The following is a 13,607-nucleotide window of genomic DNA, read 5'->3' on the forward strand; positions in this document are numbered from 1 at the left end:
AATTATAAAGCTGGAAGGATGGAAACATGGAAAAAAGTAAGCGTGAAAAAGCAGTTGAATTATTTAAAGAAAAACAAAAGAAGAGTGATCGTGAGTATTCTCATAAAACATACGAAAAATGGAAAAAAGAAATGTTAGAGAATTTTAGTTATGTTCCAATATTTAAACCAATGATGGACAGCTTCTTGTTACGAGATTTAAGTGGTGGCGCTATGAAATTATATATTTATCTTACATTTTACTCTGGGAATTACACTGGCGAGACATGGGTAGGCATAGAAAAAACATCAGAATATTTTAATGTTTCTAGTAGAACTATAAGTCGCTGGATATCTGAATTGCAGAATAAAAATCTTATTTATCGTAAACAATATGTTAAGGATGGTCCTACTCATACCTTCTTACTCATTTATGGGAGAGAGGTATTAGAAAGGAAAATTGAACGCAATACCAGTAAAGAACAAAGAGCTAATGAAATACAAAAAAATGACGGGCTTTCTTATAGTGAGAAGTTGGTCAGGGATAGCATAAAGGATGACAAACGAGACGAATCAAATTCAATCCCGATAGTGGATTTAGGTGTTCTGGATGATTAAAAGAAGGTGCCGTCTACTTGCTACAAAGCTTATACGCTCAGTGTATTCGATATTACAAGGAAGGTTGAAGGGATGGCTCCTATAGTGAGCCGTTCTTTTTTGTTTCATGCGAATGGAACTGCAGCGGAGCGGCCGGGATCCGGCCAACGGGTCGACTGCGCTGCCCAACGGATAGAGCGTTGAAAGATACGACGAGCGAATGTGAATAAATTAAATCCATTTACATATGATGTTTAAGCTTCAAAAATGCCTATTCAGCTTGAAAGTTAAAACCCTGAAATCGTGTTTCGGTAATTTATTCTACTTTGAACATGAACAGATAGTAAGACGAAAGCTTTGGAATATGTAGTAATTACGTCGTTCATGTTCGACCATGACTGCTGAAACTTATATTGCAATTTGAAGAAGCGGAGAGGAGGAGACAAGATGAAAAGAATTAAAAGCGTGATCCGTAAATGCTGGGGAAGTATCAAAGGCATGGGAGGTTGGTTTAGGAATTTCCTGAACACGAAGGAAGGCCGCTATACAGTGGCAGGAATCTTGCTTATGGTAGTGAAATTCGTATTGACTGGCGGGGCGTAATCAGCTGATTAAAAAGCAGGAAGACCAAGCTTAATTTGTGGAATCTTTAAGAGCTGCTGGATACGAGCCACCAGTTTAGTAAAGATGAAAGTAATTCAATAACTCAAAAAAAGCAATCATAACTTGAGTTTCTTATTAGATGATTGCTCTTTATTTCTTAGCGCCTAATAAATCAACAAACTGTATACTTAGGGATTACTTTTTGAGGAGAAGCCCTTAAATACTTCTTTTTTAATGCATTCTAGACCAAAATATTCTCTAAATTTTCAAGTGAATTATTATCTATAATTTTTTAAAACTTTAATGTTAAATTCAATTTATTAGAAAAATTGATCATTTTATAAAATTATGTATTTACATTTAAAAACTTTGATTATATAGTAAAAATATGCAAAGTATAAACAAGTTTTAAAATTCGAAACACGGAGGTCATAATTGTGACAAATGAAATTTCGCACAGCGCACAAACGAAAGACGTGATTGTTCAACTGCTTAGTTCTGATCCAGAAAAGGAATATAACTGGAAGGAGATAAGAGCGCATGTCGACAATACCCTTGAAATTCCCATTACCGACGGCGTGTTCGCTGGCAGCGTGCAGACCTTGAATCACTATGGAAAAATCAAAAGGGTAAGTCGAGGTATGTACGCGCTCAATATCGCCACTCCGACGAAGCAAGACTCTAATAATTTATTGATTCCGAATCTTCTTAAGATCTTGGAAGAAGCAGAGAGCAATATTAAGAAGGAAGTGGGCAAAGTGACGCTGTTAATGCTAGATGACTATAACAGCGATGCGATTAAGCTTATTCAAAAATTAGTGAAGGATCAAGAGAAGCTGCGCACAGAATTTGAAAAGAAAATCAACGAGTTGAACGGTCCGTCGAACAAGGCGTAAAACCCGTACACGGTTTCCCAAGGCCCAAACCGTTCGGGCAAATCTCTTCAAGGCGCACCGGTTTTCACTTTCCACAGCATGCCATCGAGCATCAGGCGATTACATTTCGACAGAGAAACGTGTATGTAAAAGCATACTTTTATTTATATTGAAAAACAGCTCATGAAGTATCTACAGGAGGTTGTCGCATCGACACGTAATACTCCTGATTTTGATGTAGTCGGTCATATCGGCTACTTGCGAAGATACAGTCCTTACCCATACTATTCCTTGGCTTATGCTCATCATGACTATACCGATTTAATCGATGAAGCACTGCGAATGCTCGTGAATCAAGGAAAAGGCCTCGATGTGAATACGTCCGGGTATCGAACAGTAATGGGTCGTAAAATTGGTTCTCCTATTCCGGGTTACGATATCATTAAGCGCTATGTCGATCTTGGAGGAGAAATATTGGTATTGGGCTCAGATGCTCATAATACCCAAACCATAGCAGATGGATTTGATGAAGACTGCGATTCGTTACGATCGATAGGAATTCATTATTTGACATACTATCAAAAGCGTATGCCATTACAGTATAAGATTTGATCAAAAAAACCCTACATATATGCTATGTAGGGCTTTTTTTTATGATTTTTTTCTAATCGTGTAGTAAGATCAAAGATAAGTTAGAAATGAAGCAACGACATTCCGTTTTTTAAATATTTACCCAGATCATTGTGTAGGTTTCCTATTTTTGAAACCATCATTTCTACACTTTGTTCTTTATCTAAGGCCATCACTGTATTAAATGTTTTTTTAATTGCAATATTAGGACCTTCGCCTATTTCTTCATGTGATTTTCCGATAATCATTATGGCATGAATCATTTTAGTTTGCTCAAAATCCAATCCATCAAAAGCCATTTTAATTTTTTGTTTTTGTTGATATAAATCACGGTCCCTACGTACTAGTTTGACTTCATTTGTATAATTGCTAGAACTTCCAGAAAAACTATCATCATGTATATTAGGGTACAACTTTATTAACAATGTTGAATAGTTTTCAACCTCCTGAATAACAGTGTCCATATGGTTTTTTAATGATATAGCCATATCTAAATGAGAATTCATGTAGAGCCTCCTGAATTTTGATTATCGTATTAGTAATCATTATTACTATAGTTTAGTAATTAGTATAGCTTATTAAGATGCTATTAAAAAATATATAAAAAATGTACAAGGGGAATTCAAATGGGCTATAAGACTGAAGTGACAAAATATGGAGCGATCGATATAGAATCAGGTGGATTAATCGATTGGTCTCATGAAGAGATTCTAAAGTTCTATGCTCGTCCTGCTTTGGACTATATTAGCAGGATTTTAGGTGCAAAGATAAAGGATATCAATGCACGATTGATTTTCTCGGAGTACTTTTATGAAGATTTAAAGAAGATTCATCAAGCTAAAATCGATTCTAACAATGCACCTAATGCTACATATATCCCTATAGAAGAACAATCAGAAAAATATCGCCAACAAAATCAACATATCATTCTTATTAACATGCAAAAACTTGGCTTTTATTCAGGTTCAGATGGTACAATTTTTATAAGATCAGTAGTTATTCATGAGTTAGTACATCTTTGCGATTTCAGTATTCAATTCCCTACGCTAAAAGAACGTATACTAGAGAATAGTGGTAATGTAACCTCAAAATTATATATGTGTATCTACGGCTACTTTCAATACTATTTGGAATTTAGAGCTAAATATCATCAAGAATATTACTTCTGCGGTAGGATTTATATTCATCCACTTCACGATGCTAGAATGCAAGAGTTGCTAAAATCGTGTGAAGAACAAATTGCTGTAGGGGAAAAATCGTCTGACGAACTAGATGAGATAGAACCAACAGCCGTTTTTGAAAATATTTCTATTCCAGACAACCTAGAAAGCTATATTTTGCAACGAATATGCTTGAACGAAAAGTTTGGGATTGAATACTCACTATCCCATGTTTTAGGGTCATTTTTAGCTTTTGAAAGACTTGCAGCACACCATAAATGGACCAATCTTGCACAGTTTATAGAAGAAAAAAGAAGAAACTTTAATGATCAACATCAGACAATAATGGATCAATATTTTTGTTCATATAAAGATTTGCTTAAAGAGAGCGATTTTTTTGATTTCTGTATGAGTTTTATTGAACATTATAAGTAAATACCAATCATAGTAGTAGATCATTAAAGAATAGCTAATTCCACATTAACTATACTGATAAGAGAGGTATAGAAATTATATTTTAAAATAGGATACAAAAATATACTAAATGACTACTCTAAAGGAACTACAAGTGAAAAAAAATCGATTAATATAGTATTAATCCAAATTAAAACCACTTAGCGAGTTATCGCCGGGTGGTTTTTTTAGTTTTAAGTAGGTCTGTTTAAGTATGACTTATTTCTACGTTTAGAGAGAAATGATGATCCATGAATTCGGCTTAAAATGTGAAATTATAGTTGGTAATGTCACGCATACATTTTGGAAAGGGTGATTACAACGTAAGAGGTGGAAACGAATATACCAAAAAGGGTAACGCGTTTTGAAATCAACAATACTAAAGCGAGTCGGTACAGGATTTGTGGCATTAACGATTGCTGTAGGAGGCAGTCAGAGTGTCCATAAATGTAACGTTTAAGCAAAGAACAGTATACAGAAGCTTCACAAATCAACGTGATTAGTATAGCAGCCGGATATCCATGCTTGGTAAGCTACAGAATTAGCTATTGCTCTTAATAATAGAGTAACAAAAGGATTGACTAGCGTTAAATATGCACCTAACCAGCAGATTCCAAGAGAACAAGCAGCTATTATCCTTTCAAATGTGTCGTATGGATTACCACTACTTGCAGATGTAAATCCTACATTAAGGATCAAAATCAGATCATTAAATGGGCGAAACCATATGTAGAAACAGTAGTCAAACAAGGCACTCTTTATGGATATCCTGATGGTTCGTTTAAGCCTAAAGCGCCTATTACTCGCGCAGAAGCAGCCGCTGTTATTTATCGTCTTATTCATATTCACTAAATACTGATCAAAGCCGTATCGAAGAATTATCTTCTATCGATACGGCTTTACCTGTCTACATTTCATATTTCATAGGAGCTGAATATTATGGGTGTACCGGAAATAAAAGCTAAACCATACTCTATAGAAAAAGTATTGCAAGAAAGAAAAGAATTAACGATAGATAGCCAGAATGACTTAATAAACTACATTAATCATCGTCTTGTTATAGAAAACTCTATGTCTCAAATTGAAATAGAGATTGAGAATGATCGATTAAGTCAGCTAGATCTTAGAGATTTAGATGATGTAGTACAACTATATCTTCAGGCAGGATGGGCAAATATTAGGACAGTTTGTCCAAAGAGTCATTCAGACGAAGAAGGATTCCGAACAGCACTAATTTTTATCCCTCACACTGAAGAATCATGAGCTCAATATATTAGACGGTTACAACAACAACTGCAAAATATTACAACGACCATCGAATCAATAAAAGATAACCCTTTTATTAACCAAATTCTTAGTGAGAAACGTAAAGAACTTCAAAAGACGATTAAGAATACCGTTGTACCTCCGATTCAAGTCGATGAGCTTGTTAAACATATTACGAACGATGATGAGGATCCTCAATTTGGGGTACGGGGAAAGGTGAAACAAGTAAATGTTGCTGTTTCTTTGATGGGAGACATCAGCTATGAGTTTTTGGTGCAATGGCAATATGAAGAAAGTTCTATGTGTGATCAAACAATGATCGTAAAAATCTAAAGTGATGATCACTGAACACTTGTTACAGTTGTACATGCAACAAGCAGAATCTACTGGACCTTGTTTAGCAGTCGTCATCGTTATTATCACTACCCACTTTAGTCAGCTATCAGCAGAAACCATGATTTCCATTTCCATGGTGGGAACGTTTTTATGTACTTTTCTGCTAATCGCGATGATCGCAAATGAAAAGAGAAGACCGTTTAGAAACCATAAATGGCCTTCTTTGCCTATGGAAAAGTCGCACAACTGAGTGGTGTATTACCACAAATGCTATGGAGGATCCTGAGATGAAAAAAGTTTTTCTAGGGGGAACCTGCAACAACAGTATATGGAGAGAAGACCTTATTCCGCTATTACAGAGGGATTATTTTAATCCAGTGGTTCCCTGGTGGAAACCGGAACATTTGAAAGAAGAACTAAAGCAGCGCGGTGAGTGTGATTTTGTTCTGTATGTTTTAACCGCTGAAATGGTGGGCTTTTATTCTATTGCTGAAGTTGTAGATGACTCTAATAAAAGACCCGAAAAAAACGATATTATACCATTTTGCATACAGTTTTACTAATTACTTAGGTATTACTGTTTGTGGTGAGATTTGTATTCCAAACCAGAATGATTAAAGCAAAATTTGTATTAAAAACCTGATATAATTAAAAATGATAATCATAAACACTTATGTAAAAAATGAGGATATAGTATGATGAATAAAGGGTATTCTAATTCATATTTGTTAATTCATTCTTCTCAACTTATACATTTTAATGGACACTATTAACTGAAAGTAATGAATTGTGAAGATAGTACTATATTTTTTAACAAGTAAATGAGAATAATTCATATTATGAACCAGATTTTATAATTTAAGAGCAAGAAAGGATTATCTATCTTGATGAATGAAGAATTAAGAAAAAATTCTTTATTCATCAATCCTAACCCAAAGCAAGATTACAGTTTTGCAAATATCAAAGGAAAGATTTTTCATATTCGCTGTTATATGATGAATCCTTCTAAAAAAGAAATCAGAAATTTTAAGTTGGATCTACTTCGAATTCATATCTATATTGAGAATCACGTAACGTTTATCATCTTATCTTGGATCACCTTTGGTATATGATTGCACATTAACTGTAATTGGTAGAGAGTTATAGACAATCAAGATGTTCCTACAGCTAGATAATCTTGTCCCAATGTATCTTATCGATGGAACTACAAATATACTGCATGTAACACGCATTGTTGGGCTAGATCCAGAAGCAGAGAAATTGATTAAATCAGCATGTAGCAAGCAAATCGAAGAGTATATGACAAATGAAGATGCGAATACCCTTCTTGACAGAGTGTATCAGTTGTATCCTAATCCTGCAGATCTACTTAAGCATTCTGTCATGTTTGAATACAAAGGGCAAAGATAAAATAAATACTTGTTGAATAGAGGGATAGTAATGATTACTTACAGACTTTTTGATAGTTTATCCGACTTTGAACAAAAAAATATTAGAGCAGATAATCAACAACTATCTTTTTCCAAAAATGCTTTGTATGCTGCAGCAGTTACAGTAGGATCACCATATAAATATCATAATTCTAACTATTTCCCGAAAGAAATTCTAAATTGGAAAACGAATATAATTCATACATTTATAGATAAAAGTTCTCTACATCTTCGATTTAAAAACGTATCATTTTTAGAGAGTAGTGAAAAAGGTGCTGTAGGCTTTTTCATCGGAATGATTTTTGCCCATCTCTATGCTCAGATTCAGCTTGAAATTAAATTTACTGAGCATCTATCTAACGAATCAATTACACCTAATCTCAGACCAGGAAATAGATCGCGTCCAGATTTGTGGGGTATAGCAAAAAGTGGACAATCTTATTTAATTGAAGCTAAAGGTTCATTTGATAGTAGCGATTTTTCAAAAATAGATTATATTAGAAAAGCTGAAACACAATTAAAAAATGTTACTTCGATTGATTTTAAATATTCAACAAATCAATCGAAAACATATAAAGGCTCTAACTTGAAAAAAATTATTGTATCTACATTTGCCAAACTCCCCGTACGTGTAACAAAAAAAAATCAGACACCAGGTATACCTAACCAAATTTATTTAGATGTTATTGATCCAGAGGGTGCCGAAAAAAAGAAGGTCACAGTTGATGGGGATGAGATGGTTTTTAAATATTATTATTTTCTAGTAAGCATGTTATCAGACCAAGAGAGGGAAGAAAAATTTTTAAATGGTACAGCATTTATTTTATATACAATTCCATGTGAAGGTTTAAAAATTGGTCTAATGAAAGATATATATAATTTGTTAAATATATATGTAAAAGAGTATGAAGAAAATATTCAAAATAATTTAGCTAAGAGTGCTGATTTTTTTAGAGAATCAAACCTATATAGAAAAATTAATGGAGATGAACAAGATACTGGAATACTAAATTTATTAGAAGGTAAACGACATGAAATAGAAACTGATGCTGAAACGAAAACGCTATTTAGTGTTGGAATCGATGGTGTAGTGGTAATAACAGAGTAAATATAGCATTGTACGATTCAATAATAGAAGTACAATAGTTATAAAATTAGTTTTCAAAAATATGGTTAAGCATCCAAAAGGTGTGACGCCATCAGTTCTGACCAAAGCTACAACTAGAGGTGTACGTGTTAGGCTTCATAGATAATAAAAATTATATTGAGATAACAATAACCAATATACAAATTACTAAAGAAAGGGAAGAGAGGATTAAAGAACATGATGATTTACAAAATATAAATAAAACATGAACATAATATATTTATTGAAATAAAAAGGCTACTCTTTTTAAGAGTAGCCTTTTAGCTAATTATATATAGATTTTATAATCTAAATCTTTTCAATAGTTTCTTTTACTTTTTCTAAAATTTTATTAGCAAAAAGTAATAAAATTTGAAAATTATAACCGACTGCAAAACATAACAATGATGGGAGTGATAACTCAAATGATTGAGATACATCAATAAATATTATTAATAATATTATAGGAAATAGTATAGCTAATATCAATTTATCAGAAGATCGTGCTCTGTTTTGTGATAAATGTGCATATGCATAAGTTACAAATCCTATGGCTCCTGCAGTCAATGTTATCATTAAATTAGAAAGGCCTATACTAAATTGTAAGGATATTTTATCATCAATATACTTCGGATCGTTAAGATGTTCTATAGCTTGTACTATATATGCTTTACTTAAAATAGTTGCTATTCCTGCTGATACTACTGTGTAAGCTATTATTGCGTATTCTTTACTACTTCCATATTGATTATAATCATGAAGTTTTAATTCAATCTTAATTAATTCATGATTATAATGATTTAATTTAAGAGGTGTTAGATTATTTTTTAATTTCATTTTTATTATTTTTTTCTCGACTTTATATACCATTTTTAAGAATTTTAAATTATTTGATTCTATTGCTAAATTTCTAACCTTATTTAATCTCTTTTCAATATCTTGTTTTAAGATATTGTTGTCATTTGAGCTCTCATTATTATCTATCACAATTGAGTATTCCTTTCTAAGAATATTACAATAATTTCAAATAATTTTGTTTAGTTTTGATTTCACAAATTTCTCTCAAGTATCTTCCTACTTCTGTTTGAATAGAGCTTTCACTGTAGCCAATGATTCTCCCTGTATGATCAAGTTCATTGAGCATATATATTTCTACTTCTATTTCAGAAATTATACAATTTTGTAATTGTTCATCTGTTAGTATAGCTAATTCTCTTCTTTTTAGTTTCATCATTATCACCTTATCAATATGGAAAAGTTGGATTCTTCATCGAAACCAACTTTTCCATATAATTTAATTTATTTTAGGAAATTGCTCATAAAAATTATTAATACCATGTCTACTAAAAACTTCTTCTGCTCCTGTCATAATGCCTGTCACAATATCTATAGTAGGTTGAATAATTGCATTTCCAGATTTAGGAGTAAAGGCAGGATATACTTTTCCAATCCTTACACCTCCACCAAAATAGGTTACCAAACTTAAAAACTCTCCTTCAATCCAATAATTATCGATTTGATCTTGATATTGCGGCTTTGTAGCTTCTTCAAGAGGAATAGCATTTTGTAAATAAGGAACATTTTTAAGTGCACCGTTCATTACAATAGAAATCAAATGTGCACTTATGAATAATGGAGCAGGATTAAAGTTTTTTCCTTTAACAAATGTAAAATTATTTTCTTTAAATACTTTGTAAGCCTGCTGATTTCCATCTGATCGGCTAGTATTTAACGATATTAGATCATATGAAATCACACTTGAAAGAAAACCGCCTAAAGAATGCCCAATACTATAAACTTTAGCATTTGGATTTTCTTTGAGCACACTAGCTACAAAACCTTCAGTATAATAAGTCATCATGTTGCTATTAGATACAAAAAGCACAGCATCTGCTACCAGATCATTACTTTCTTTCATCTCTGTTCCTCTAAAAGCAAAAGCAATTGTATTTCCTCTTTTTAGAGCTACAGCAGCAAATCCACTATTATCTTGGTCATGATGTTGTGCTTTGATAATTTTCCATCCAGCTAACTCAAGGTAGGGATTAGGATTAATAAGAGAAGTAGAGTCATATGATGACATATTAAATCGATTATCTATGTCGATGTTATTTCGTAGTTCTTCCATATTTTTTCCTTGAGAGGATTCTAAATTTACATAGCTTAGATCTGCCATTAAAGTTGCATTACGGTCTGTCAGATTATAAATTAGAGGTTCAGCATCCATTCGATCATGTAAACTGTCTCCATCTGTGTCGTACTTCGTAGGATCAGATTTCATTGTGAAATAGATTAAGTCAGTATTTTGATCATCTAGCAGCCATTTCAGTTCTTCACCATCGAATAATCCATCTCCGTCAGTATCTGCATTTTTCGGATCAAGTCCATGTATCCATTCACCATTGCCGAGACGTACGCCATTAATTTCAAAATAATCAGGTAATCCATCCTGATCTGTATCTAAAGCCAAATCAATAGTTTCTTTTGCTACATTTTCATATGCTAAATCTATTACATCAGCCGAAGATGCAAAGAAATATTCTCCTCCCGTACCTGATCCATAAGCAATATGCGTTAAATTATCTTTATCTGCTTGTACACCTAACCCAATAGTATAAATAATGATATTCAGTTCTTTGGCTTCTTCTAAAACAGAATCGATTCGATTGTTATTTGAATTTCCCTGACCATCAGTTAGAAGAACGATAATTTTAGTATTTTCTGGTTTACTATTATTTTTGATCTCTCTAACAGCATGACTTAAAGCGTAATAAATATCAGTTCCACCAGCGCCGTGAACACTGTATACTGCCTGTTGCACTGATTGTTTATTAGAACTTAAAGCAATTCTACGAACTGGATAATCATCGAATTGGTAAATTGATGCTCTATCATTAGAACCTAATTTATCAACAAAATTACTTACTGCTTTTAATCTTAAATTGTCTGGATCATTATCAACCATACTCCCAGAAGTGTCGATACTAAATACAATATCTAAATTGCCATTAGTTGTTTCAGGTACTTTCATTTTTTCTTCCCAAGCTTTATCCCACTTTTGACCATTCAAAAGAATGTAAGTACTAAAATGTTTTACAATAGCAGTTACAGAATGAGTAGCCGGATTATACGTCTGATTAGGCACTTTTTCTAATAGCTGTTTCTCTTTATTATAATAAAAGATTGTAGGTTCAAAATCACTAGATTGTAAACTAGGGTCATATTCAAAAGTCATTTCTGCTGTATCAAACTTTACATCTGTAGTAAATTCGTAAGGTGCTCCTATATAACCAGGAATATTTTTATTGATAAAAGCATCTTCACCATAAACATTTGTAATTACAGTGGTATCAGCTTGTTTTGCTTTAGAAGAGATTTTAACCGATGGAGTTACATAAGGATCGCTCTCATAAGAAGCAATCTCTGTTTTATACAACACAGTCTCATCACCATCTTTAATTCCATTTCCATTAGTATCAGAATTTAAAGGATTCATCCCAAAATTTTCTTCTATAGAATCATCTAAACCATCATTGTCTGTATCAGCTTTTAAAGGATCGGTTTCTCTCTGAATTTCAAGACCATCATTCCATCCATCAAAATCTGAATCTTCATTGTTTGGATCAGTATTCAATTGCATTTCTCTAATATTATTCAAACCATCATGATCATTATCTTCTAATCCATCTTTCATCCCATTGCCGTTAGTATCAGCTTTTAATGGACTGGTTCCAATTCTGTTAACTTCTTGTCCATCTGTCAGCCCATCTCCATCACTATCAGGATTGTTCTTATCTGTGCCTAATAGTTCTTCCATGTAGTCAGGTAAACCATCTTTATCCGAATCTAATTGGAGATCTACAGTAGTGATAACTTTTGATGTTGTTTTACTACCGCCTCCACCAAAGTTAGTAAAAGCACTTGATGGACTACCGGTGGTTGTCTCATCTACAATTGGTTTTGGATTGACTGTAGAAGATTGATATGTAATCGCCTTATCCAATAATGTTACAGCTTCTGCGCGTGTTAACTGATTCTTAGGCATTAATGTTTTGTTTGGATATCCAGTAAGTACAGCATGGTTTAATACTCCTGCAAAACTGGTACTTGCCCATGTAGCTACAGTGTTAGAATCTGTATACTCTTTTAAAAGATCTAGCTTATCTTCTTTTAAATTCAATTTATTAGCCAAAATAACGGCTGCTTCTTGCCTTGTTAACGTTTTATTAGGTTGAAAAGTATTATTAGGATATCCTTTGATAAATCCTTCATGAACAGCCTGTAAAACATCTTGATAATACCAATTTTTCGAAGATACATCTTTAAATTGATTTTTTAGATTAGAAGTATCATAAATATTTCTATTATCGAAGCCTTTATGCAATAAACTTAAAAATTCTGCTCTGGTAACTGAACGATCTGGATGCACTTTGCCATCTTCATAACCTTTTAATATCCCTTTAGATATCCAATCCTCCATTAGAGCTGCTGCCCAATGCTCTTTCAATTCTGTTGATGATGCCTTTGCAAAACTTGGCTGCGACAAGATTAGCATCAATGCCAATAAGAAAATACTTAATTTCTTCATGTTTCTAGTCCCCTTGTTCTATTTGTAGTTTTCAAAAAACAAAAGTCCTATTTAATTCCCCAATTAATTAGGACAAAAGATATAATAACACTTTTAAAAAGAAATTATTGTCGTTTTTTGTCATATTGATTAAAATTATAGAATTATTATTTATTTTTACATGTATAATGTTGAAAACTCTTTGAATATTTCACTATATTTTGGTCAAGATAAATTACTATACAACTGAGTGTCCTGTACTATATATAATTTCTTGCTAATATTCTATTGAAATCAATAATAGTATCTAATGAAAGAAATAATTATTCATATAAATTCTAATAACATTATTGTAGTGGAAAGGGTATCTCCGCCATTAATGAATCAGAAAAATGTAAATTGGATTAGGAATTGGGACGGCTGCATATCCCTTTAGCTACTTAGATTTGATTAGCTTATGGGCAGGTGGATTAGCTGGGTTATCAGCAACAGGATTATTTGAAATGGTTTTGAAAGACCGTTCAGAGACAAAAAAAGTTTAATATACCCGTAGCAAATTTGCTACGGGTATAATTTTAAATTTAAA

At 32.7% G+C, this 13,607-nt stretch carries 15 protein-coding genes and 1 pseudogene; 12 read left to right on the top strand and 4 right to left on the bottom strand.

Annotated features, from left to right (window positions below; genetic code table 11):
- The first annotated feature begins 26 nt into the window (after nucleotides 1-26).
- The 4 genes from PQ460_RS11080 (at nucleotide 27) to PQ460_RS11095 (ending at nucleotide 2,665) form a co-directional block, all read left to right on the top strand.
- Complete coding sequence (locus PQ460_RS11080; protein WP_274172716.1) at nucleotides 27-596, top strand: helix-turn-helix domain-containing protein; 570 nt, start codon at nucleotides 27-29, stop codon at nucleotides 594-596.
- A 426-nt stretch (nucleotides 597-1,022) separates the two neighbouring features.
- Nucleotides 1,023-1,178, top strand: a complete 156-nt coding sequence (locus tag PQ460_RS11085) for a hypothetical protein (protein WP_274172717.1) — start codon at nucleotides 1,023-1,025, stop codon at nucleotides 1,176-1,178.
- Nucleotides 1,179-1,615: 437 nt separating this feature from the next.
- Complete coding sequence (locus PQ460_RS11090) at nucleotides 1,616-2,074, top strand: hypothetical protein (protein ID WP_274172718.1); 459 nt, start codon at nucleotides 1,616-1,618, stop codon at nucleotides 2,072-2,074.
- Between the two features lie 162 nt (nucleotides 2,075-2,236).
- Nucleotides 2,237-2,665, top strand: a complete 429-nt coding sequence (locus tag PQ460_RS11095; protein ID WP_274172719.1) for a PHP domain-containing protein — start codon at nucleotides 2,237-2,239, stop codon at nucleotides 2,663-2,665.
- An 80-nt stretch (nucleotides 2,666-2,745) separates the two neighbouring features.
- Here PQ460_RS11095 and PQ460_RS11100 read toward each other — a convergent pair whose 3' ends face one another.
- Nucleotides 2,746-3,189 carry a hypothetical protein gene (locus tag PQ460_RS11100; protein ID WP_274172720.1) on the bottom strand — a complete coding sequence of 148 codons (444 nt, stop codon included), beginning with the start codon at nucleotides 3,187-3,189 and terminating at the stop codon, nucleotides 2,746-2,748.
- A gap of 120 nt (nucleotides 3,190-3,309) precedes the next feature.
- Between PQ460_RS11100 and PQ460_RS11105 the strand changes: the two genes are divergently transcribed.
- The 7 genes from PQ460_RS11105 to PQ460_RS11130 all read left to right on the top strand — a co-directional run bounded on the left by PQ460_RS11105 (nucleotide 3,310) and on the right by PQ460_RS11130 (nucleotide 8,436).
- A complete protein-coding gene (locus tag PQ460_RS11105; protein WP_274172721.1) occupies nucleotides 3,310-4,278 on the top strand; it encodes a hypothetical protein in 969 nt (322 codons plus the stop codon).
- A gap of 726 nt (nucleotides 4,279-5,004) precedes the next feature.
- Entirely contained in the window at nucleotides 5,005-5,148 is a 144-nt protein-coding gene (locus PQ460_RS23535; protein WP_443147214.1) for an S-layer homology domain-containing protein, read from the top strand.
- An 87-nt stretch (nucleotides 5,149-5,235) separates the two neighbouring features.
- The gene (locus PQ460_RS11110; RefSeq protein WP_274172722.1) at nucleotides 5,236-5,559 is read left to right on the top strand and encodes a hypothetical protein; all 324 of its coding nucleotides are present in this window, start codon (nucleotides 5,236-5,238) and stop codon (nucleotides 5,557-5,559) included.
- A 370-nt stretch (nucleotides 5,560-5,929) separates the two neighbouring features.
- Entirely contained in the window at nucleotides 5,930-6,148 is a 219-nt protein-coding gene (locus PQ460_RS11115) for a hypothetical protein (RefSeq protein ID WP_274172723.1), read from the top strand.
- A gap of 37 nt (nucleotides 6,149-6,185) precedes the next feature.
- A complete protein-coding gene (locus PQ460_RS11120; protein ID WP_274172724.1) occupies nucleotides 6,186-6,461 on the top strand; it encodes a nucleoside 2-deoxyribosyltransferase domain-containing protein in 276 nt (91 codons plus the stop codon).
- A gap of 622 nt (nucleotides 6,462-7,083) precedes the next feature.
- On the top strand, nucleotides 7,084-7,308 hold the full coding sequence (locus PQ460_RS11125; RefSeq protein WP_274172725.1) for a hypothetical protein: 225 nt from the start codon (nucleotides 7,084-7,086) through the stop codon (nucleotides 7,306-7,308).
- Nucleotides 7,309-7,338: 30 nt separating this feature from the next.
- The gene (locus PQ460_RS11130) at nucleotides 7,339-8,436 is read left to right on the top strand and encodes a hypothetical protein (RefSeq protein WP_274172726.1); all 1,098 of its coding nucleotides are present in this window, start codon (nucleotides 7,339-7,341) and stop codon (nucleotides 8,434-8,436) included.
- Between the two features lie 327 nt (nucleotides 8,437-8,763).
- Here the strand turns inward: PQ460_RS11130 and PQ460_RS11135 are convergent, their stop codons facing one another.
- The 3 genes from PQ460_RS11135 to PQ460_RS11145 all read right to left on the bottom strand — a co-directional run bounded on the left by PQ460_RS11135 (nucleotide 8,764) and on the right by PQ460_RS11145 (nucleotide 13,042).
- Nucleotides 8,764-9,441 (bottom strand): hypothetical protein, encoded by a 678-nt coding sequence (locus PQ460_RS11135; protein WP_274172727.1) that lies wholly within the window; start codon nucleotides 9,439-9,441, stop codon nucleotides 8,764-8,766.
- Nucleotides 9,442-9,466: 25 nt separating this feature from the next.
- Entirely contained in the window at nucleotides 9,467-9,685 is a 219-nt protein-coding gene (locus tag PQ460_RS11140; protein WP_274172728.1) for a hypothetical protein, read from the bottom strand.
- Nucleotides 9,686-9,748: 63 nt separating this feature from the next.
- Nucleotides 9,749-13,042 carry an S-layer homology domain-containing protein gene (locus tag PQ460_RS11145; RefSeq protein WP_274172729.1) on the bottom strand — a complete coding sequence of 1,098 codons (3,294 nt, stop codon included), beginning with the start codon at nucleotides 13,040-13,042 and terminating at the stop codon, nucleotides 9,749-9,751.
- Nucleotides 13,043-13,419: 377 nt separating this feature from the next.
- Between PQ460_RS11145 and PQ460_RS11150 the strand changes: the two are divergent.
- Nucleotides 13,420-13,563: pseudogene (locus tag PQ460_RS11150) on the top strand (holin); the annotation flags it as partial.
- Nucleotides 13,564-13,607 lie beyond the last annotated feature (44 nt).

The organism is Paenibacillus sp. KACC 21273, from assembly GCF_028736095.1.
Lineage (GTDB): Bacteria > Bacillota > Bacilli > Paenibacillales > Paenibacillaceae > Saccharibacillus > Saccharibacillus kyungheensis.

Excerpts from the sequence above, each read along its gene's own strand:
- PQ460_RS11080 (WP_274172716.1), top strand. The coding sequence starts at position 27 with ATGGAAAAAAGTAAGCGTGAAAAAGCAGTTGAATTATTTAAAGAAAAA.
- PQ460_RS11085 (WP_274172717.1), top strand. The coding sequence starts at position 1,023 with ATGAAAAGAATTAAAAGCGTGATCCGTAAATGCTGGGGAAGTATCAAA.
- PQ460_RS11095 (WP_274172719.1), top strand. The coding sequence starts at position 2,237 with ATGAAGTATCTACAGGAGGTTGTCGCATCGACACGTAATACTCCTGAT.
- PQ460_RS11100 (WP_274172720.1), bottom strand. The coding sequence starts at position 3,189 with ATGAATTCTCATTTAGATATGGCTATATCATTAAAAAACCATATGGAC.
- PQ460_RS11105 (WP_274172721.1), top strand. The coding sequence starts at position 3,310 with ATGGGCTATAAGACTGAAGTGACAAAATATGGAGCGATCGATATAGAA.
- PQ460_RS11110 (WP_274172722.1), top strand. The coding sequence starts at position 5,236 with ATGGGTGTACCGGAAATAAAAGCTAAACCATACTCTATAGAAAAAGTA.
- PQ460_RS11115 (WP_274172723.1), top strand. The coding sequence starts at position 5,930 with ATGCAACAAGCAGAATCTACTGGACCTTGTTTAGCAGTCGTCATCGTT.
- PQ460_RS11120 (WP_274172724.1), top strand. The coding sequence starts at position 6,186 with ATGAAAAAAGTTTTTCTAGGGGGAACCTGCAACAACAGTATATGGAGA.
- PQ460_RS11125 (WP_274172725.1), top strand. The coding sequence starts at position 7,084 with ATGTATCTTATCGATGGAACTACAAATATACTGCATGTAACACGCATT.
- PQ460_RS11130 (WP_274172726.1), top strand. The coding sequence starts at position 7,339 with ATGATTACTTACAGACTTTTTGATAGTTTATCCGACTTTGAACAAAAA.
- PQ460_RS11140 (WP_274172728.1), bottom strand. The coding sequence starts at position 9,685 with ATGAAACTAAAAAGAAGAGAATTAGCTATACTAACAGATGAACAATTA.
- PQ460_RS11145 (WP_274172729.1), bottom strand. The coding sequence starts at position 13,042 with ATGAAGAAATTAAGTATTTTCTTATTGGCATTGATGCTAATCTTGTCG.